15 protein-coding genes are annotated in these 19,860 nt (G+C 54.0%); 11 read left to right on the top strand and 4 right to left on the bottom strand.

The features are described 5' to 3' along the window. Positions 1-3: 3 nt before the first annotated feature. The gene (locus Q5Y71_RS10835) at positions 4-300 is read right to left on the bottom strand and encodes a hypothetical protein (RefSeq protein WP_306042178.1); all 297 of its coding nucleotides are present in this window, start codon (positions 298-300) and stop codon (positions 4-6) included. A 384-nt stretch (positions 301-684) separates the two neighbouring features. On the opposite strand from Q5Y71_RS10835, the gene Q5Y71_RS10830 reads away from it, so the two are divergent. From Q5Y71_RS10830 to Q5Y71_RS10820, 3 genes are all read left to right on the top strand, one after another. Further along, entirely contained in the window at positions 685-1,926 is a 1,242-nt protein-coding gene (locus Q5Y71_RS10830; RefSeq protein WP_306042177.1) for a lipoprotein-releasing ABC transporter permease subunit, read from the top strand. Positions 1,927-2,150: 224 nt separating this feature from the next. Then, positions 2,151-2,903 carry a lipoprotein-releasing ABC transporter ATP-binding protein LolD gene (lolD, locus tag Q5Y71_RS10825; RefSeq protein ID WP_306042176.1) on the top strand — a complete coding sequence of 251 codons (753 nt, stop codon included), beginning with the start codon at positions 2,151-2,153 and terminating at the stop codon, positions 2,901-2,903. Continuing rightward, positions 2,896-4,155: a lipoprotein-releasing ABC transporter permease subunit gene (locus Q5Y71_RS10820; RefSeq protein ID WP_306042175.1), complete on the top strand. Its 1,260-nt coding sequence runs from the start codon at positions 2,896-2,898 to the stop codon at positions 4,153-4,155. Before lolD ends, Q5Y71_RS10820 begins: the two co-directional genes overlap by 8 nt. Before the next feature lie 172 nt (positions 4,156-4,327). On the opposite strand, the gene Q5Y71_RS10815 is transcribed toward Q5Y71_RS10820, so the two are convergent. After that, complete coding sequence (locus tag Q5Y71_RS10815; RefSeq protein WP_301413776.1) at positions 4,328-4,852, bottom strand: DUF2062 domain-containing protein; 525 nt, start codon at positions 4,850-4,852, stop codon at positions 4,328-4,330. A gap of 339 nt (positions 4,853-5,191) precedes the next feature. Here Q5Y71_RS10815 and Q5Y71_RS10810 point away from each other — a divergent pair, with 339 nt between their 5' ends. From Q5Y71_RS10810 to Q5Y71_RS10785, 6 genes are all read left to right on the top strand, one after another. Then, positions 5,192-5,845 (top strand): GntR family transcriptional regulator, encoded by a 654-nt coding sequence (locus tag Q5Y71_RS10810; RefSeq protein ID WP_306042174.1) that lies wholly within the window; start codon positions 5,192-5,194, stop codon positions 5,843-5,845. Positions 5,846-5,848: 3 nt separating this feature from the next. Further along, complete coding sequence (prpB, locus tag Q5Y71_RS10805; RefSeq protein ID WP_306042173.1) at positions 5,849-6,727, top strand: methylisocitrate lyase; 879 nt, start codon at positions 5,849-5,851, stop codon at positions 6,725-6,727. Between the two features lie 85 nt (positions 6,728-6,812). Then, the gene (prpC, locus tag Q5Y71_RS10800; protein ID WP_306042172.1) at positions 6,813-7,940 is read left to right on the top strand and encodes a 2-methylcitrate synthase; all 1,128 of its coding nucleotides are present in this window, start codon (positions 6,813-6,815) and stop codon (positions 7,938-7,940) included. A 122-nt stretch (positions 7,941-8,062) separates the two neighbouring features. Further along, positions 8,063-10,660, top strand: coding sequence for a Fe/S-dependent 2-methylisocitrate dehydratase AcnD (acnD, locus tag Q5Y71_RS10795; RefSeq protein WP_306042171.1), 2,598 nt, complete (start codon positions 8,063-8,065; stop codon positions 10,658-10,660). 3 nt (positions 10,661-10,663) lie between these two features. After that, complete coding sequence (gene prpF, locus Q5Y71_RS10790) at positions 10,664-11,842, top strand: 2-methylaconitate cis-trans isomerase PrpF (protein WP_306042170.1); 1,179 nt, start codon at positions 10,664-10,666, stop codon at positions 11,840-11,842. 117 nt (positions 11,843-11,959) lie between these two features. After that, complete coding sequence (locus tag Q5Y71_RS10785; protein ID WP_306042169.1) at positions 11,960-12,697, top strand: 4'-phosphopantetheinyl transferase; 738 nt, start codon at positions 11,960-11,962, stop codon at positions 12,695-12,697. Positions 12,698-12,785: 88 nt separating this feature from the next. On the opposite strand, the gene Q5Y71_RS10780 is transcribed toward Q5Y71_RS10785, so the two are convergent. Beyond that, positions 12,786-14,426, bottom strand: a complete 1,641-nt coding sequence (locus Q5Y71_RS10780; protein WP_306042168.1) for an acetolactate synthase large subunit — start codon at positions 14,424-14,426, stop codon at positions 12,786-12,788. A 1,130-nt stretch (positions 14,427-15,556) separates the two neighbouring features. On the opposite strand from Q5Y71_RS10780, the gene Q5Y71_RS10775 reads away from it, so the two are divergent. Together Q5Y71_RS10775 and Q5Y71_RS10770 are read left to right on the top strand one after the other, a co-directional pair. Next, positions 15,557-17,227, top strand: coding sequence for an immunoglobulin-like domain-containing protein (locus Q5Y71_RS10775; RefSeq protein ID WP_306042167.1), 1,671 nt, complete (start codon positions 15,557-15,559; stop codon positions 17,225-17,227). Beyond that, complete coding sequence (locus Q5Y71_RS10770; protein ID WP_306042166.1) at positions 17,224-17,745, top strand: hypothetical protein; 522 nt, start codon at positions 17,224-17,226, stop codon at positions 17,743-17,745. The genes Q5Y71_RS10775 and Q5Y71_RS10770 overlap by 4 nt, the downstream gene beginning before the upstream one ends. 504 nt (positions 17,746-18,249) lie before the next feature. Here Q5Y71_RS10770 and ushA read toward each other — a convergent pair. Continuing rightward, on the bottom strand, positions 18,250-19,845 hold the full coding sequence (gene ushA / locus Q5Y71_RS10765; protein ID WP_306042165.1) for a bifunctional UDP-sugar hydrolase/5'-nucleotidase UshA: 1,596 nt from the start codon (positions 19,843-19,845) through the stop codon (positions 18,250-18,252). Positions 19,846-19,860: the final 15 nt, after the last annotated feature.

The raw sequence follows: 19,860 nt of genomic DNA, 5'->3' as shown, positions 1-19,860 counted from the left end.
AGCTCAGCCGCTGGGTTTCTTCACCGTGTGTAGCACAGTATCCCACTCAAAATAGACATAGAAGTCTGCATATTCCCAGCGGGTGATTGCCGGTTCACCCACGGGGCCTTCGATACTCAAAGGGTCGCCCAGGCGAGTGGTGACGGCATCTTTCTTCAACCCGCGGACCTGCTCAAAGGAGAGGTCAATCTTATCGAGATTTTGGGGTATGTCCAAAGGCTTTGCCTGGGTGCTGAAGGCAAAGAGCAGTGCCAGCGTGCCCACAATCGTAGAGGCCCCGCTGCGATGTCTGCTGAACATAGAGTGTTCTCCAGTCGGTGTTCCAGTGCGTCCCCCATTAAAACAGAAATTCCGCCAGAACACTTGGCTGCCTTCACGTTTTCCAGCAAAAAATCCCGGGGCATACTGGCCGGGATAGCGGGCAGGGACCGGCCTGATTCCCAGCAACTGGTGTCCTGTGATGACATCATCGGCCCGGGACTGCCCGGGTACTTGGTGTTTGCGGCCAGCAGTGGTGGACACTTTGGCATTCAGGCGTAAAAGCGCCAGTACAGGGGCAGACGAGCCAATTAGCTGAAAGGATCGATCTTCGGGAGGCAGGTGGTCTGCGTGAGATATTGCCCTGAGGGCTGAAATTGTCTAAATACTTGGATTTATTGCCTCTTTTCCGTTTAAATCGACCCTATGCTGAAACCTGTCCCCCTGTTTATTGGTCTGAGATATATTGCCGCTCGCCGCCGGCAGCAGTTTATTTCCTTTATCAACGGCTTCTCCCTGCTGGGCATGGCGCTGGGTGTCTTTGCCCTGATTGTTGTCACCTCCGTGATGAACGGCTTTGATCGTGAGCTGAAAACACGCATTTTGAGCGTTGTTCCCCACGGTTTTGTCGAACGCGATGGCGGCTTGCAGGAGTGGCGCGAAACGGCGCAACAACTGGAACAACAGCCCCATGTGGAAGAGGCAAGCCCGTTTGTGCAGGGCTTTGCCCTGTTGAGTGCAAATGGCAACAGCCAGGGAGCCCAGTTTCAGGGTGTGGATCCAGCAGCGCTGCCCAGTGTCTCTGCAGTGGGCGAGCATATCATCATGGGCAGCCTGGATAGTCTGCAACCGCGCAGCTACCAGATCGTTCTCGGTCGCATTCTTGCACAGCAGCTGAATGTGGTTCCCGGTGAATCCGTTATTTTGACCCTGCCGGAGGTGGCCGTCACACCAGCGGGTATTTTTCCCCGCACAAAGCGCTTCACAGTAGCCGGGGTTTTCTCGGTGGGCGCACAGGTGGACCAGAATGTGGCCTTGATCAATATCGAGGATGCGGCCCGGCTGATGCGGTTGACCGGCAGGGTTCAAGGCCTGCAACTGCGCTTTGACGATATGGATAACGCCCTGGGCAGAGTCTCCCTCTACGCGCAGGCGCTCGGTGAGGGGTTTAGCGGCGAGGACTGGAGCCATTCCCAGGGCAGTCTGTTCCAGGCGGTGAAAATGGAAAAGACTGTGGTCACTTTGATGCTGCTGATTATCGTTGCTGTGGCTGCCTTCAATATTGTTTCCGCGTTGGTGCTGATGGTGGCAGACAAGCGCTCTGATATTGCCGTGCTGAGAACCCTCGGTCTGACTTCCCGTCAAATCATGGCAGTGTTTATGGTGCAGGGCAGTGCCATTGGCATTATCGGTGCCTTCGTCGGCGCGGTATTGGGTCTCCTGATTGCCCTCAACCTCACCGACATAGTGTCTTGGGCGGAAAATCTCATGGGAGGCAAAATATTCGATCCCCGTGTATTTTTTGTGAGCTATCTACCCTCGGAGTTCCGAGTGGGTGATGCTGTGGTGGTGCTCTCGGCCGCGGTGTGCATGAGCCTGCTGGCAACGGTGTTTCCTGCCTGGCGGGCGGCACAGATTGAACCTGCTGAAGCGTTAAGGTATGAATAAATTCATATAAATCAAGAAGTTAATAAATCTTTTCAAAGTAAATTGAAGATTTCTGGTGGCGGCAAAAGGTTCCCTAACACAACCGGGGAAACGGATGCCGAACAGTCCCTGCTGTGCGGGACAGAGCTGGCGGGAACCCTCTCTGCGAATGAATTGATAAATCAATGAGTTAGAGATTATTTCAGAAGTGACCTATTAGAGTTAGGGAGCAGCGCAACAACCTTATGAACAGCCGAGTGGAAATAGATACTGAGCAGCCTCAGACGGTGCAGGCCGGCAATGAGGCCGTACTGGCTTGCCGGCAGCTGCACAAATCCTATCACCAGGGCGGCAGGGAACTGTCGGTATTGCAGGGTGCCGACCTGGAGGTCAGGCACGGAGAAAAGCTGGCGATTGTCGGGGCCTCCGGCTCGGGGAAATCGACCCTGCTCAACCTGTTGGGCGGCCTGGATACTCCGAGTGCGGGTCAAGTCTGGGTGGCGGGACATAATCTGGCCGGTCTCAGCGTCAACGAGCGCGGCAGGTTGCGCAACAAGCAACTCGGGTTTGTTTACCAGTTTCACCACCTCCTCAGCGAGTTTACCGCACTGGAGAATGTGGCTATGCCACTTTTGATTGGCGGGCACAGTGTGGCCAAAGCCCGCTCTGAGGCCAAATCCACTCTGGTGGCGGTGGGGCTCGGAAGGCGATTCGAGCATAAGCCGTCACAGCTATCCGGCGGTGAACGCCAGCGGGTTGCCATCGCCCGAGCCCTGGTGGCACGGCCGTCCTGCGTACTGATGGACGAGCCCACCGGCAATCTGGACAGGGCAACGGCCCAGGAGATCCACAAGCTGATGGATCAGCTCAACCGGGATATGGGGATCAGTTTTGTGATTGTGACCCATGACCCGGACCTCGCCGCAGCACTGGACCGCTGCCTGCACCTGATCGACGGTGCGCTCCTCAGCAACTGGCACCAGGGTGACCATGTTTAAACCGATACCCACATTTATTGGCCTGCGCTACGCTGGTGCCCGGCGTCGTGGGGATGACTCCGCGGGGCTGGTTTCGTTTATTTCCGGTTTATCCATGACAGGGCTGATTCTGGGTGTCGCCCTGATGATCGTGGTGATGTCGATCATGAACGGCTTTGATCGTGAGCTGCGTGAGCGCATCCTCGGCATTATGCCCCACGCCACCATCTATAATGCCAGCCCCGCTATCGACTGGTCCGCCCTGCGCCGCCAGCTGGCTGCCGATCCCGAAGTGATGTCGGCAGCGGAAGTGTGGCAAGTCAATGCGTTGGCCCGGCGCGGGGGGGAAGTCACACCCTTACTCGTGCAAGGGATCAATCCGGGTACCATCGTCGAAGTATCCAGCATCCGGGATTTTCTCGGTTCCGAGGCTTTCCCCAAGCTGATGGACACCGTCGAGCCCGGTATCATCCTCGGGCGCGGTATTGCAGAAAAACTGGGCGTGACGCAGGGGGCGTACCTGTCCCTGATTGTACCTGACAATGATAGCGCCGGTGGCGATCGCCGATCGGCGCGTGTGGCGGGTTTCAGGGTGGCTGACATCTTCCATTCTGGCACGGTTCTGGATCAGTCCCTGGCACTGGTATCTTGGGATCAGGCCCAGGCCCTGGCGGGCAATGGCGGTGGTGCAGGTGTGCAACTGCGCGTTGCGGATATGCTGGAGGCCAATTGGATCATGCGCCGCTTACTGCGCGCGCTTGATCAGCCGGGTTATTACGGTACTGACTGGAGTCGCACTCACGGCAACCTCTACCAGGCGATACAGATGTCCCGCAATCTAGTGGGGTTGCTGGTGTTGCTGATCATTGCCATCGCCGCTTTCAATGTGGTGTCCACCCTGGTGATGGTTGTGGTTGACAAACACACGGATATTGCAATATTGCGTACAATGGGGGCCAGCACTCAACAAATACTGCTGACCTTTGTCAGCCAGGGGGCGCTGGTGGGGCTGGTTGGTGCGGTGTTCGGCGGCGCCCTCGGTGTGCTGGGGGCACTGACCGTAACGGATCTGGTCGCCGGTCTGGAATCCGCATTCGGGGTGCAGTTCCTGAAATCCGATGTTTACCCAGTGGATTACCTGCCATCCGAACTAGCCTGGTCCGATGTGGCGCTGGTAGTAGGTGCTGGAATACTTCTCAGCCTGCTGGCAACCTTATACCCCGCATGGCAGGCCAGCCGGGTTCAACCTGCCGCTGCACTGCGCAATGAGTAGCCCTGCCGCAGGGGATCTTCAGGTTAACCACGCCGGCTCAAACCAGGGCTAGGATCTGTTGTAAATACGGGCTGATAGGTATTGTTGATCCATGCCAGGCATGGGGGGATCCTGTTGTGCCGGCTCTACCCATGCCAATTGTGAGATTTTGGTGAGTTGTGAACATTCCTGATCAACCGATCGCCGAACGGCGCTCCAGTCGCAGCTTCCACCGCTTGACAACATGCCAGCGCCAGAGCGCGCGTATGGCAAAATAGGCCAGGGCCGCAAAGAATGCCCCCGCAAGTAGAGAACCGGCAAACAGTGGCATCCAGATTTTCTCCACCTCAGTGGTCAACCATTCCCAGGAAAGCTCAATACTGAAATCCACTGGCGGGGTACCCAGAGCCCAGCTGCCCAGCTTGTAGGTACTGTAAAAAATCGCTGGCATGGTAATCGGATTACTGATCCAGACCAGAATAATCGATAGCGGAAGATTGCAGCGCAGCCACAGGGCCAGCAGGGTGGCAATGATCATCTGGCCGGGCAGGGGCAGAAAGCTGGTAAAAACACCAACGGCAAATGCGACAGAAACCGAGTGCCGGTTCAGGTGAAACAGGTTGGGGTCGTGTAGCAGGGTCCCCAGAAACTTGAGCCCGTTCTTGGCTCGGATTTCTTCGGGGCTCGGCAACCATCGCCTGATAATACTCTTCGGCATAACACTGTTGAAACCTGGGTGCCGGCAGCCATGTCATCTGGTTCTGTACCGGAGCCTGGAAATTCACAAGCCGGGTTTATCTCCCCGGCCCCAATTAGCATAGAGGGGCCCCCGGTAGCGGGGTGCACTGTAGCCGCACTTGGCGCGGGCGCTATTATGCCCACTTAAAGAAGGCAAAACTACTGTTGCCTGAAAAGTCATCACACACCATGGGTTGTCAACAATCACCGGCATGGTCTTTTTTTTTGACCTGGTATTTTCAGTACCATAAGCGGTACACTTGTAAATAATTGTCGACAATCCTGGTGCCTTATGGGGGCAATCGAAGAACCCAGCCCAGTGCAGGAACCACATCAGAGCCTGGCTGAGCGTCTTTTTTTGACTTTGCGTGGTGAAATCGTGGAAGGGCGCATTGCCGCGGGCAGTAAAATCAGCGAGCCCGGCCTGGCCCGCCGCTTTAATGCCAGTCGCGGCAGCCTGCGCGAAGCCCTGATGCATCTGGAATCCCTGGGTTTACTTCAGCGCCGGGTGAACGTGGGGGCCCGTGTGGTTGAGCTGAGTGAACGCGGCCTGCTGGAACTCTATGAGGTGCGCGAGGCTCTGGAGGGCATGGCCTGCCGTCTTGCCGCCGAGCAGCGCACGGAAGCAGATTTGCTGGAACTGCGCCAGATGTTGTCCCGCCACGAGCAGCAGGAGGAGTTGCAGGCAGGCAAGGCCTACTTCCAGCCAGAGGGGGACTTTGACTTCCATTTTCGCATAGTGCAGGCCTCCAAAAACGACTTGTTGATCGACACACTGTGCAATCGACTTTATTACCGGGTTCGCATGTATCGTTACCAGTTGGGCATGCCCAGCCCCAGGGCCCGGCGCGCGTTTCGCGAGCACAGCCATATTATCGAGGCCATAGAGGCAGGGGATGGGGAGCTGGCAGAGTTGTTAATGCGCCGGCATATCCGCGCTTCCAGACAGAATATTGAAAAGAAACTGAGGTAGAGCATGAACCAAAAGCCTTCCGCTGGTGCGCGTTTTCGCACTGCACTCGCTGAAAATTCTCCCTTGCAGGTAGTAGGCACCATCAATGCCTATACCGCGATCATGGCCGAGCGTATTGGGCACAAGGCGATTTACCTTTCCGGTGCCGGTGTTGCCAATGCCTCCTATGGCCTGCCGGATCTGGGTATCACCAGTCTCGACAATGTACTTGAGGATGTGCGCCGCATCACCGCTGCCAGTGCGCTGCCGCTGCTGGTGGACATCGATACCGGTTGGGGTGGCGCTTTCAATATCGCGCGCACCATTGCAGAAATGATCCGTGCCGGCGCCGCTGCAGTGCACATCGAAGACCAGGTGGCGCAAAAGCGCTGTGGCCACCGCCCCAATAAAGAGATCGTTTCCAAACAGGAAATGGTGGATCGCATCAAGGCGGCGGTAGATGCCCGTACCGATGACGACTTCTTTATCATGGCCCGTACCGATGCCTTCGCCCAGGAAGGGCTGGATGCGGCTATCGAGCGTGCCCAGGCCTGTATTGAAGCGGGCGCCGACGGTATCTTTGCCGAAGCGGTCACGGAATTAGCGCACTATCGCGCCTTTAAGAGCGCTTTGAGTGTGCCGATATTGGCCAATATTACCGAGTTTGGTAAGACCGAGTTGTATAACACCAAAGAGCTGGGCGAGGCCGGTGCGGATATCGTACTGTATCCGTTGTCAGCGTCCCGGGCCATGAACCGTGCGGCGGAAAATGTGTACAGCCGCATCTTGCAAGATGGCGACCAGAAAGCGGTGGTGAAGACCATGCAGACCCGTGAAGAGCTGTACGATTACCTCAACTATCACATGTTTGAGCAGAAACTCGACACGTTGTTTAACAAGTAACGGACCAGCGGATCAGTTGAATGCCGTCCGGTATTCACTCAACAAATACAGAAACTGCGTAGTAAAAAACAGGGGAGAAAAGACCATGGTAGAAAAAACATTGAGTGGAGCTGGCCTGCGCGGCCAGGTAGCGGGGAAAACTGCACTGTCTACCGTGGGTAAATCCGGCTCCGGCCTGACTTACCGCGGTTACGATATCAAGGACTTGGCAGAACACTGTGAATTCGAAGAAGTCGCCTACCTGATTTTCTATGGGGAACTGCCCACCGAGGGAGAGCTTGTGGAATATAAGGCCTTACTGAAAACGATGCGCGGCCTGCCACTGGCTTTGAGAGAAGTGTTGGAGCGTATTCCCGCTGACGCCCACCCGATGGATGTAATGCGTACCGGCTGTTCCATGCTGGGTAATCTGGAGGGTGAGGCGTCCTTCGCGCAGCAGCTGCAAAAGGCCAATCGCCTGCTGGCTGCTTTCCCGTCCATTATCTGCTACTGGTACCGTTTCACCCACGACGATGTGCGTATCGAAACCGAAACCGATGATGACAGCATCGGCGGTCATTTCCTGCATATGCTGCGTGGCGAGAAGCCCAACGCCCTGCACGAGCAGGTCATGAACGTTTCCCTGATCCTATATGCAGAACATGAATTCAACGCCTCCACCTTTACCGCACGAGTTTGTGCCTCCACGCTGTCGGACCTGTTCAGCTGTATTACTGGCGCTATCGGCACCCTGCGTGGCCCTTTGCACGGCGGCGCCAATGAAGCGGCAATGGAACTGATCGAGCGTTTCTCCAACCCGGGTGAAGCAGAGAGAGCGCTGATGGGCCTGCTGGAGCGCAAAGAAAAAATCATGGGCTTTGGCCATGCGATTTACCGCGAGTCCGATCCGCGCAACGCCATTATCAAGGCCTGGTCTGAAAAGCTGGCTGAAGATGTGGGCGATACCGTGCTGTACCCGGTATCTGTACGCTGTGAAGAAGTGATGTGGCGCGAGAAAAAACTGTTCTGTAATGCAGACTTCTTCCATGCCTCCGCCTATCACTTTATGGGGATTCCCACCAAGCTGTTCACGCCGATCTTTGTCATGTCCCGCGTGACTGGCTGGGCCGCCCACGTGTTTGAACAGCGCGCAGACAACCGTATTATTCGCCCGAGTGCAGAGTATGTGGGTGTTGAACCGCGCCAGGTAACGCCTATTGCCGAGCGCAGTTAGTCCAATACCAGATGGATCTGAGGTACACCCGGCGCCCTGGCCCCCGGTTGCCGGGATTCGGCAACCGGGGGCTTTCTCTTAAGAGACCAGATTGAAAAACAATTCGACTGATTTACCTAGCTATGAATACTGATTACCGCAAATCACTGCCCGGTACAGGCTTTGATTATTTCGATACCCGCGCCGCTGTGGACGCAATCGAGCCCGGTGCCTACGCCAAACTGCCCTATACCTCACGTATTCTGGCGGAAAACCTGGTGCGCCGCTGTGAGCCGGAAAGACTCATCGATGCACTCAAGCAGATTATCGAGCGCAAACGCGAACTGGATTTCCCGTGGTTCCCAGCCCGAGTGGTATGTCACGATATCCTCGGTCAGACCGCACTGGTGGACCTGGCCGGTCTGCGCGATGCCATTGCCGATAAGGGCGGTGACCCTGCCAAGGTAAACCCAGTCGTTCCCACACAGTTGATCGTGGACCATTCCCTCGCGGTGGAGCACCCCGGTTTTGAAAAGGATGCTTTTGAAAAAAACCGCGCAATAGAGGAGCGCCGCAACGAAGACCGTTTTCACTTTATCAACTGGACCAAATCCGCGTTTGAAAACGTGGATGTGATTCCCCCGGGTAACGGCATCATGCACCAGATCAACCTGGAGAAAATGTCTCCAGTCGTGCAGGTGCGTGAAGGTGTGGCCTTCCCGGATACCTGTGTCGGTACCGATAGCCACACGCCCATGGTAGATGCCCTGGGTGTAATTTCTGTCGGTGTCGGTGGCCTGGAAGCGGAGAGTGTGATGCTCGGTCGCGCCTCTTATATGCGCCTGCCACATATCGTCGGCGTAGAGCTGACCGGAAAGTTGCAGCCCGGTATTACCGGTACCGACCTGGTATTGGCCCTGACTGGATTTTTGCGCCGCGAGCGCGTGGTGGGTGCCTACCTGGAATTTTATGGCGATGGGGCTTCCAACCTTACCCTGGGAGACCGCGCCACTATTTCCAATATGACACCGGAATACGGCGCTACTGCGGCCATGTTTTCTATCGATACGCAGACCATCGATTATCTCAAACTCACCGGCCGCGATGACGAGCAAGTGGCCCTGGTGGAGCAGTTTGCCAAGGCAACCGGGCTCTGGTCCGATGCCCTGGAGGACGCCGAACACGAGCGCGTGCTGAAGTTTGATCTCACCACGGTAGGCCGAAACCTGGCTGGCCCCTCCAACCCCCACGCGCTGTTGCCGGCCACTGAACTGGCCAATCGCGGTATCGCCAAGGCGTGGGAAAAGAAAGCTGGCCAGATGCCCGATGGTGCTGTGATTATCGCGGCTATTACCAGCTGCACCAACACCAGTAACCCGCGCAATATGATTGCCGCAGGTCTGATCGCCCGCAATGCGAATAAACTTGGTCTGACCCGCAAGCCCTGGGTGAAATCTTCCCTGGCGCCCGGTTCCAAAACTGTAAAAATGTACCTGGAAGAGGCCAACCTTTTGCCGGACCTGGAGCAGATGGGCTTCGGCGTAGTGGCCTTCGCCTGCACCACCTGTAACGGTATGAGCGGTGCGCTGGACCCGAAAATCCAACAGGAAGTGATCGACCGCGATCTGTACACCACTGCCGTACTCTCGGGCAACCGCAACTTCGATGGCCGTATCCACCCCTACGCCAAGCAGGCGTTCCTGGCTTCACCGCCATTGGTCGTGGCCTATGCCATTGCCGGTACTATCCGTTTCGATATTGAAAAGGATACGCTGGGACAGGATGCCGAAGGCAACCCGATCACCTTGAAAGATATCTGGCCAAGCGAAGAAGAGATTGATGCAGTTGTGCGTCAGAGCGTGAAGCCGCAGCAGTTCCGCGATGTATACATTCCCATGTTCGAAGATCGTGATACAGCGAATATACAGGGCCATGCGCTTTACGATTGGCGCCCGATGAGCACCTATATCCGCCGCCCGCCATACTGGGAAGGTGCGCTTGCTGGTGAACGCGCCCTGAAGGGTATGCGCCCGCTGGCGGTGTTGGGTGACAATATCACCACCGACCACCTATCGCCCTCCAATGCGATTCTGGCCGGCAGCGCTGCCGGTGAATACCTGGCGAACATGGGCCTGCCGGAGGAGGATTTCAACTCCTATGCCACCCACCGTGGAGACCATCTCACCGCCCAGCGTGCAACTTTTGCCAATCCGAAATTGCTCAATGAAATGGTGCGCGATGACAGCGGTGGGGTTCGACAGGGCTCTCTGGCCCGTATCGAGCCGGAGGGGCAGGTCACCCGCATGTGGGAGGCCATCGAAACCTATATGGATCGCAAGCAGCCGCTGATTATTGTAGCCGGTGCAGACTACGGGCAGGGCTCCTCTCGCGACTGGGCTGCAAAAGGTGTGCGCCTGGCTGGGGTGGAAGCGATTGTAGCCGAGGGATTTGAGCGTATTCACCGCACCAACCTGATTGGTATGGGCGTTCTGCCACTGGAGTTTAAACCCGGCACTACCCGAGAATCCCTAGGCATTGACGGCACCGAAATCTTCGATGTGATAGGTGAGCGCACGCCTTATGCGACACTGACCCTGCTGATCCACCGCACCAGCGGTGAGACGATTAAGGCACCGGTCACTTGCCGTTTGGATACTGCCGAAGAGGTCTCCATTTATGCAGCGGGCGGTGTCCTGCAGCGCTTTGCCAAAGATTTCCTGGAAACGGAGGCGACGGCCTGAGGTATGAAATGTGCGCCCCAAGTAAAAATCCCTGCGACCTATATGCGCGGGGGAACCAGTAAAGGTGTTTTCTTTCGCCTGCAGGATCTGCCAGAAGTTGCGCAAGCGCCAGGAGAAGCCCGTGATAAATTATTGCAACGCGTGATTGGCAGTCCGGATCCCTACGGCAAACAGACTGACGGTATGGGTGGGGCCACCTCCAGCACCAGCAAGGTAGTGATCCTGTCTCCCAGCGATAAGCCCGATCACGATGTGCACTATCTGTTTGGCCAGGTTTCCATCGACAAGCCTGTTGTTGATTGGAGTGGTAACTGCGGCAATCTCACTGCCGCAGTGGGCGCCTTTGCTATCAATAGCGGTTTTGTTGAGCCCTCCCGGATTCCGGAAAATGGCATCTGCTCCGTGCGAATCTGGCAGGCCAATATCGGCAAGACAATTGTTGCCCATGTGCCGATCACTAATGGCGAAGTACAGGAAACCGGAGAGTTTGCGCTGGACGGAGTCACCTTTCCGGCGGCTGAAGTGGAAATTGAGTTTATGGACCCCGCGGGCGGTGAAGGCAGCCTGTTTCCCACTGGTAACCTGGTTGATGATTTGGAAGTCCCGGGTATCGGTGTGCTTAAGGCCACCATGATCAATGCCGGTATCCCCACGATCTTCGTCAATGCTGAAGAACTTGGTTATACCGGCACTGAGCTGCAGGATGCGATTAATGGCGATAGCAAAGCGCTGGCCATATTCGAGACAATCCGTGCCCACGGTGCAGTGAAAATGGGATTGATTGCCTTTGCCGGGGAAGCTGCAGCCCGCCAGCACATCCCGAAAATCGCTTTTGTTGCCAAGCCACTGGATTATACCGCTGCCAGCGGCAAAATAGTGGCTGCAGCGGATATCGACCTGCTCGTGCGCGCCTTGTCGATGGGCAAGCTACACCATGCCATGATGGGGACCGCGGCTGTGGCTATCGGTACAGCCGCCGCCATACCCGGCACTCTGGTGAATCTCGCTGCCGGCGGCGGAGAACGCAATTCTGTCTGCTTCGGCCATCCTTCCGGCACTCTGCGTGTCGGAGCGGAAGCGCAAGCAGTGAATGGCCAATGGACCGCAACCAAAGCTGTTATGAGCCGCAGTGCCAGAATCCTGATGGAAGGCTGGGTGCGGGTGCCCGGCGCTTGCTTCTAGGTGCGTTGGGTTCTCTGATACAGAGAGCTTGCTTCGGGTCCTTGCAATTTCAGTAAGCAATACGGTTTCCAGTGTCTTAAAATTGTATTTCGACATGTAACCAGAGATATAGACATCTTGTTGACATCATCGGAGATTATTTTTGAAAAAAGCTTATTGCAATTGTGTTTTGCTGGGCAAAACACTGCAGGCTTTCAACTTTATTTGCTCAAAATATCCAAAAAAAATTTTTCGGAAAATTTTTTCCACAAATTCAATATAGACCTGCCTGTGCAAATTGCCAGGAGTGTTCCAAAACGACAGATGGAGTATTTTTTCGGGCGGATGGCTGCCCGATCTGCATTATCTGCATTGGGCATAGAGCATTTCCAGGTGGGAACGGGAAAATGGCGGGAGCCAATCTGGCCAGAGGGTACAGTCGGCAGTATCAGCCATAATGAGCGATTCGCTGGCGCAGCTGTTCTGGAAGCGACAAAGTTCGCAGGTATTGGAATCGATATTGAGAGTGTACTCTCTGAAAAATCGCAACTTGCACTGCAGGATACCGCAATTTTTCAATCGGAAATCTGCTACCTGAAAGCGCATGGTCTTATGGCGGCTCCGAGCTCTGTCCTTTCGATTCTTTTTTCAGCAAAAGAAAGCTTCTTCAAAGCTGCGTTTCCCCTTGTGAAACGGTATTTCGATTTTGATGCGGTCTCCTTGGTCGATTTCGATAACAATCGGAGGATTATTTTATTAGAGATACAGCAGGATCTTTGTCCAACGCTGAGGCCAGGTGCTGTTATTCCCATACAGTTTGATTGGCTGGATGAGAATACCATTTTTACTTATTGCGGCTTGCAGGATTCAAGTTAAGCTGCAGTTTCCACCAAGCTCCAAATGGCTTTGAACACCCTGCAAAAGCCAGAGGTGATTTCCCCTGGCGTTTGAGAGATTTTTTGGGCTATAACTTACTGGAAAGCTCCCGCAATTCGTGATTCAGGATACGATCGTTGTGACTGTAATCCACAGGGACATCAATCAAGTGCACTCCACCCTCTTTACAGCAGCTTTCGATTAGGGGTATCAGTTCATCAGTGGCTTCTACCCGATGGCCGTAAGCACCGTAAGATTTTGCATAGGCAACAAAATCGGGATTACCAAAATCCAGGCCGAAATCATGAAATTCCATCATGGCCTGCTTCCATTTAATCATACCATAGGCGTCATCGCGCAGTATCAATACAATTAGATCCAGACCCAGACGCACGGCAGTTTCGATTTCCTGAGAGTTCATCATAAAGCCACCATCGCCACAAATTGCCACCACCCTGCGATCTGGGCACACCAATTTAGCGGCCATTGCGGATGGTAACCCGGCACCCATTGTGGCGAGGGCATTGTCCAACAGTACGGTATTCGGGGCGTGGGCGGGGTAATTCCGAGCGAACCATATTTTGAACATGCCGTTGTCGAGTGCAATGATGCCCTTCTCCGGCATGGCTTCCCGTACATCTTTTACCAGGCGCTGGGGCCGAATTGGGAATGTATCGTTGCTGGATCCCTCCTGAATATGTTTTTGTAAAGCTGCGCGGATGCGGTGGGCATCGGTAAAACTCCAGTGTTCCTGGGGCTCCAGATGCTCATTGAGTTGCCACAAACTATTGGAAATATCTCCAACTACCTCTATTTGCGGGAAGTAAACAGGGTCCACCTGAGCGGAACTAAAATTGATGTGGACCACTTCGGGGCCGCCTGGGCGCATAAAAAATGGGGGCTTCTCCACTACATCGTGCCCAACATTGATAATAAGATCGGCCTGCTCAATGGCCCGATGTACAAAATCGCCATCTGACAGGGCTGTATTTCCGATAAAGTGCGGTCCCGATTCATCGATTACGCCTTTTCCCATTTGTGTGGTGACTGTGGGAATTCCGAGCTTGTCAACAAATTTTCGCAACATCTTTGCAGTGAGTTTGCGGTTGGCGCCGGCACCGACCAGCAACAGTGGCTTGCGCGATGCAGTAATAGCTTCTGCAGCTTTGTGAATTGCTTTCTCCTCAGCAATAGGCCTGCGGGTGTAACTGGTCTCCAATACCGGCATGGTGGAGTGCTCGCGGGCAATATCCTCCGGGAACTCGAGATGCGTGGCCCCCGGGCGCTCTTCCTCGGAACGGCGGAAGGCCTCGCGCACGTAGGAAGGGATATAGTCACCGCCGACAATGGCTTTGGTGAACTTGGTGAGAGGACGCATCATATCGACAATATTGATGATTTGGAACTGGCCTTGCTTGGAGCTCTTTACGGGCTTTTGTCCGGTTATCATCACCATAGGCATACCACCGAGCTGGGCATAAGCTGCGGCTGTTACCAGGTTGGTAGCACCTGGTCCAAGAGTGGCAATACAGACACCGGATTTCCCGGTGAGACGGCCATAGGTGGCTGCCATAAAGCCGGCCGCCTGTTCATGGCGGGTCAGGATAAGCTGGATTTTTGAGCCGCGCAGAGACTCCAGTATGTCCAGATTTTCTTCCCCGGGAATGCCAAAAATATATTCAACCCTTTCTGCTTCCAGGGCGTGAACAAAGAGATCTGATGCTTTCATGAAGGAAACTCCTGTAATCGTGAGCTCTCAAGCTTGGTTCCTTTTGGGGTTTTTATTGATCGGCGGGGTTACTAGCGCCGAAACGGCTAGACAATCTATTTTCTGTCATGTAAATCACTACCCTTGCCAAAATAAACGGGAAAATTTGGTTATATCCTAAGGTGACATAGAGTTTCCACCAGAGTATGGTCAAGCTTTTCTCACTTTGCTCCATGGCTTTTTTCGTATTGCATGGCATCGGTTGATATTTCAGTTGAAGAGCATCATTGAGGGGTTCTACCCATAGATATCGTTATTCGGGGTACCGGCAAGGCCCTGCGTAACAGGTGGTTATTAACGCCTGAACCGCAATCAGTCGGCTCGTCATACACCGACAGTATTGTGATCTGGCCACAGGAGATCACAATATCCAAACACATCTATTTCACCTTGCAGACCCAGTTTAGCCGGCTTTTCTGTTCTTATCTCTACAGGAACTGTGGTTCCAGACCGGTACACGCAAGGCGGGTAATGCGAATACAGAGATCGCCAACTGGCTGATTGAGTTAATAAAGCCCCGCAAGTGCGGAGGCCGGCTTCATCAGCAGATTCACCGGATCTACCGAATATTGAAATCCAACCCGCTTGCAATTTTGATTAGTGCACTCGATACTTCTATTGTCATATTACCCTTTGCTCGGACCACCTGATTACAAAATGTCGCATCAATCAGTCATTGATGGACACATTTGATGGTTTTGATGCAAATCCAGGGGAATAAACGGGATAATTTTTGTGTACAAATCAGTAACCAACCAGGATGCCAGGAAGCGGCCATGACCTGGTTTGCCCAGCTTCCCTATCGCGTTTCGCTCAGCGCGGGTTCCGCACTGTACAACCGCTTGAGTTCAGTGTAGACAAGGCTTGCCGTAACGAGGTCTTCGAGGGCATGGCCAACAGAGTTGAAACAGGTCACTCCACTGCGGGCAATGGGAGCTGATAAATGGCACAGAGAAGGCAGGTCCCCGCGTATTGAAGCTTCACTAATCACGCCACGCTTGATAGGCAGGCAAAAGAGGGTGAGATACTATCAGTTTCTTGCTGGTGTCATCTTTCCTTTTGGACGTTATTAACCATCAGGGTTCCAATCTATGTTCAAACAAAAATTTTTACAAATTGCTTTTTCTGCAGCAATTATTGCGATAGGCGCTACGGCACAGGTCAACAGTGCTGCCATGGTCAACCCAGCCAGCAGGGTTGTGGTCGGATACTGGCACAACTGGTGTGATGGTGGAGGATACCAGGGAGGAAATGCACCTTGTGTCACCTTAGATGAAATCGATCCGATGTACAATGTGGTGAATGTTGCTTTCATGAAAGTTTTCAATACCTCTGCCGGGCGTATTCCCACCTTTCAGCTGGACCTGAGCATTGGCCTTTCAGAACAGCAGTTTATTGATCAGATTAGCAAGCTTAACGGCGAAGGGCGTTCGGTTCTGATCGCTCTGGGCGGAGCGGATGCTCATATTGAATTAAGGGCAGGTGACGAACAGCCTTTCGCAGATGAAATCATCCGCCTGACTGATCGCTACGGTTTTGATGGCCTGGATATCGACCTGGAACAAGCAGCCATCACCGCTGCGGATAATCAGACCGTGATTCCAGCTGCATTACGTATTGTTAAAGACCACTACAGGGCGCAGGGTAAGAACTTTCTGATCACTATGGCACCTGAATTTCCTTATTTGACCACCGGTGGCAGGTATGTGCCCTATATTGAACACCTAGAAGGCTACTACGACTGGATTAACCCCCAGTTTTACAATCAGGGTGGAGATGGTATCTGGGTTGAAGGTGTTGGCTGGATTGCCCAGAATAACGATGCGTTGAAAGAGGAATTCATTTATTACATTTCAGACGCTCTGGTAAACGGCACTCGCGGCTTCCACAAAATTCCACACGACAAGCTGGTGTTCGGTATTCCTTCCAATAATGATGCGGCAGCTACCGGTTTTGTTCAAGATCCCCAAAAACTGTACAACGCTTTTGGGCGCCTTAATTCACAGGGTCAGGGCCTCCGTGGTGTCATGACCTGGTCTATCAATTGGGATATGGGCACCGATGCATCGGGTAATCTCTATAACGAACAGTTTATCAAAGACTACGGCCCCTTTATCCACAGTCACTCACCGGCCCCGCCACCACCAGTGGAAGGCAAGCCTATTTTTAAAGGGGTTCAGAATGCCCGTACTCTGCAGGGACGTTTATTTGATACCCTGGCGGGCGTGAGTGCCAGGGATTCTGAAGATGGTGATCTCACTGGTACTATTCGGGTTGATGGCTATGTAGATACCCATACCATTGGTACCTATGCACTCACTTATCATGCAACAGATAGTGACAATAATACGACTTCTGTTGTTCGCTCCGTCGAAGTGTATAGTCTAAAGCCGGAGCTTTTCGGTGTTGCCAGCACGATTATCCTGTTAAATACTCCGTTTGATGCAATGAGCGATATTACTGCCAGTGATGCTGAAGACGGTGACTTGACAGCTGCCGTACAGGTGTCTGGTTTTGTAAATTCAGCCATTGCTGGTGTATACACACTCACCTATTCTGTTACCGACAGTGCGGGCCAAACCGTAACTGCTGAGCGGAAAGTGACTGTGTCCGACGGCTCTAGCTGTGCCAGCCCTTGGAAATCCAATGTCACTTATGTACAAGGTGATGCCGTCTCTCACAGCGGTATTCAGTGGGTGGCTGGTGGACCAGGGGTGAGGAGCCTGGAACCACCGGAGAATGGGGGGTGTGGCGTGAGGTGACCGACAGCTCTTGCGGCAACGGTAATGAACCAGCGTCTGATGCAGAGATAAGCGTTTCAGCTGTTGCTGCTGAGTACACTGTGGACAATGGCAGGGTAAACCTGTCTGTGCACGTTGCTGTCAACCAAGCGATGGATCTGGAGGTCAGAATTACTGATCAGGGTGGCACTGCGGTCAGCAATCACAACCTATCGGTTGCCAGCACCGCGAACCTACCACTGATCATCAATAATGCAGAGGCCGGTCTCTATACACTAGAGGTGACAGGTACAACTGCAACTGGCAAAACGATAAACTACAATACCAATTTTGTTGTTAAAGCTGGCGGCGATACCAGTCCTCCGGGTGAGTATCCACTGTACGACAGAAATACCAGCTACAATGCGGGCGAAATCGTGACCGGCAGCGACAGTGCTTTGTATCAGTGCAAGCCATGGCCTTATACTGGCTGGTGTTCAAACGCCGTGTATGCACCAGGCAGCAGTATGCACTGGCAAGATGCCTGGACCAAGCTTTAACAAAAGCACTCAGAGGTGAAACTGTGGCGGCAGTCTCTAAAGGGGACACCACCACCGAAGTCACCGCTTCACGGCGACTTCGGTGGTGCCAACGCAAATCGAGCGCTGATTAATCAACGCCACTCATTCGTATATCCTGGGTCCTACTGCTCTAAAGACCTGAGTTATTCACCCACCCTCACTGCTTATAAAACTAACGCTAATCGGGAATCAATGGCGATATTGCCATACCTACCATAGAGACACTATCTGTGATGCGGGCTTCTTGGTGATTTTTCCGGAAGCGAACAAAAGTGAAAGTATGTTGTCTCGTATTCTGGACTCAGGACATTCTGCAGTAAAAAGCTGTTATACCGGCAACCAGATACTAGCGATTCTCAGGCAAACCGGTGTAGGCGCTTCGGTTCTCCAGCTCTACCGTGCACATGGCCAGGGTGGTATCAGTTTTATAAGTGGCATGAAAATCACCGACTAGAGAAGATGTATGCAGGCGCGCTGTACCGGTCAAAATTCCTCAGGGGATATGCTTTCGCGCCCTGCCAGCAGTTGCCGCACTGTGGTGAAATCCACAACGCCACTATCTACGTAAGTGGGCATGCCCAACAGGGGCGGATAGCCGTCACCGCCCGCCGCCAGAAAACTGTTGGTGGCCAGCCGGTAGACCCGGTCGGGGTCGAGGGGCCGCTTGTCATCGCCGATAGAGAGATTACCATCGCCGGTCAAGGATATGCCGCTAAACTGAATTCCTCGCTCATTGCGGGGCAACAGCGCAATAGCCTCCAGGTACTGGCGCAGCTCCCTGCCATCGAGTTCCACATAGCCCACGGTATTGGCAAAGGGCATCACCTGCATCAGCGATTTGACGGTGACGTCACCTTTATACAGGTTATCGCGAATGCCGCCACTGTTGGTGATGGCAATATCGGCACGGGTAAACTCCCTGAATGCTCGGGTAATCAGGCTGCCCAGTGGGCTGACGTTGGGGAATGCGCGTTTGTCACGGCGATCAAAGGTCCGCTCGGCGCGAGTAATGACCTTGCGCAGGGCAGCACCGCCTTTATTCTGAAATTTCTGCAGAAAGGCCTGCAGATCCTCGTCGGGCTTGATTCTGGATTGCACGAACGCCTGTTTATTGCTTTGAGGTGTTTTCAGGTTAACCGGTATCAGGCGGTAGTCAACCAATTGAACGGCGTCCTTGCCGATAATAAAGTCCGCCCGACCGACGTATTTGCCCCATTCATGCGCCTGCATTATCCAGGTATTATTTTCAAAGTCGGGCTTGCAGGGGGCGCCCGGCTGGTAATTTGCTACCAGTTCGCCCCGGCTATCGGTGCACACCGGTTGCTGGGAATGGCCGCCCACAATGATATCGATACCATCCACCGCCCTAGCGAGAGCGACGTCGGTACCAACTGAATGTATGTCGTGACCCACATGGGTCAGCGCAATGACCAGGTCGGCCTCTTCTTGCAGCTTTGGCATCAGCCGCCCCATCTCCTTTTCCGGCAGGACAAAACTGAACGCTTTCACGTACTGTGGGTTGCCAATTTTATCGGTGGACTGGGTGATCAGGCCAACAACGGCGACACGTATCCCCCCTTTGTCGAAAATCTTGTAGGGCTTGAACAGCCGCTCACCAGCGCTGTCATAGATGTTCGCCGAGAGGAAGTCGAAGCTCGACCAGCGCTGCTGTTTCCTGATGACCTCAAGCGGGTTGTCAAACTCATGATTGCCGACCGCCATGGCGTCGTAGCCCATACGGCTCATGCCTTTAAAATCTGGTTCGGCATCCTGCATATCGGATTCCGGTACGCCGGTATTCACATCGCCGCCCGAGAGCAGTAAGGTATAGCAGCCCTCGGCCGCGACCTCCGCGCGGATTTGTTCAACCAGCGTTTTGCGCGCGGCCATACCATACTCGCCGTGCTGGTTGTGCCAGAAGCGGCCGTGGTTGTCGTTGGTGTGCAACAGGGTCAGGCAGATGGTTGAATTGTCTTGCGCTGAGTGTACCTTGTACGCAAGACCAAACCACAGCAACATTGTTGCCAAGAGTGTTGTACAAAAGCGCATACCCTGCCGATATTGTTTCTGCGTGGTCATAGCTGCTCCCGTATA

Source organism: Microbulbifer sp. 2205BS26-8, from assembly GCF_030731025.1.
GTDB classification, from domain to species: domain Bacteria; phylum Pseudomonadota; class Gammaproteobacteria; order Pseudomonadales; family Cellvibrionaceae; genus Microbulbifer; species Microbulbifer spongiae.
The sequence above is the reverse complement of the archived record's forward strand: the minus strand, read 5'-3'. Positions and strand labels throughout refer to the sequence as shown.

Excerpts from the sequence above, each read along its gene's own strand:
- Q5Y71_RS10775 (WP_306042167.1), top strand. The coding sequence starts at position 15,557 with ATGTTCAAACAAAAATTTTTACAAATTGCTTTTTCTGCAGCAATTATT.
- Q5Y71_RS10815 (WP_301413776.1), bottom strand. The coding sequence starts at position 4,852 with ATGCCGAAGAGTATTATCAGGCGATGGTTGCCGAGCCCCGAAGAAATC.
- Q5Y71_RS10820 (WP_306042175.1), top strand. The coding sequence starts at position 2,896 with ATGTTTAAACCGATACCCACATTTATTGGCCTGCGCTACGCTGGTGCC.
- Q5Y71_RS10835 (WP_306042178.1), bottom strand. The coding sequence starts at position 300 with ATGTTCAGCAGACATCGCAGCGGGGCCTCTACGATTGTGGGCACGCTG.
- acnD (WP_306042171.1), top strand. The coding sequence starts at position 8,063 with ATGAATACTGATTACCGCAAATCACTGCCCGGTACAGGCTTTGATTAT.
- ushA (WP_306042165.1), bottom strand. The coding sequence starts at position 19,845 with ATGACCACGCAGAAACAATATCGGCAGGGTATGCGCTTTTGTACAACA.
- Q5Y71_RS10830 (WP_306042177.1), top strand. The coding sequence starts at position 685 with ATGCTGAAACCTGTCCCCCTGTTTATTGGTCTGAGATATATTGCCGCT.
- Q5Y71_RS10780 (WP_306042168.1), bottom strand. The coding sequence starts at position 14,426 with ATGAAAGCATCAGATCTCTTTGTTCACGCCCTGGAAGCAGAAAGGGTT.
- lolD (WP_306042176.1), top strand. The coding sequence starts at position 2,151 with ATGAACAGCCGAGTGGAAATAGATACTGAGCAGCCTCAGACGGTGCAG.
- prpB (WP_306042173.1), top strand. The coding sequence starts at position 5,849 with ATGAACCAAAAGCCTTCCGCTGGTGCGCGTTTTCGCACTGCACTCGCT.
- prpC (WP_306042172.1), top strand. The coding sequence starts at position 6,813 with ATGGTAGAAAAAACATTGAGTGGAGCTGGCCTGCGCGGCCAGGTAGCG.
- prpF (WP_306042170.1), top strand. The coding sequence starts at position 10,664 with ATGAAATGTGCGCCCCAAGTAAAAATCCCTGCGACCTATATGCGCGGG.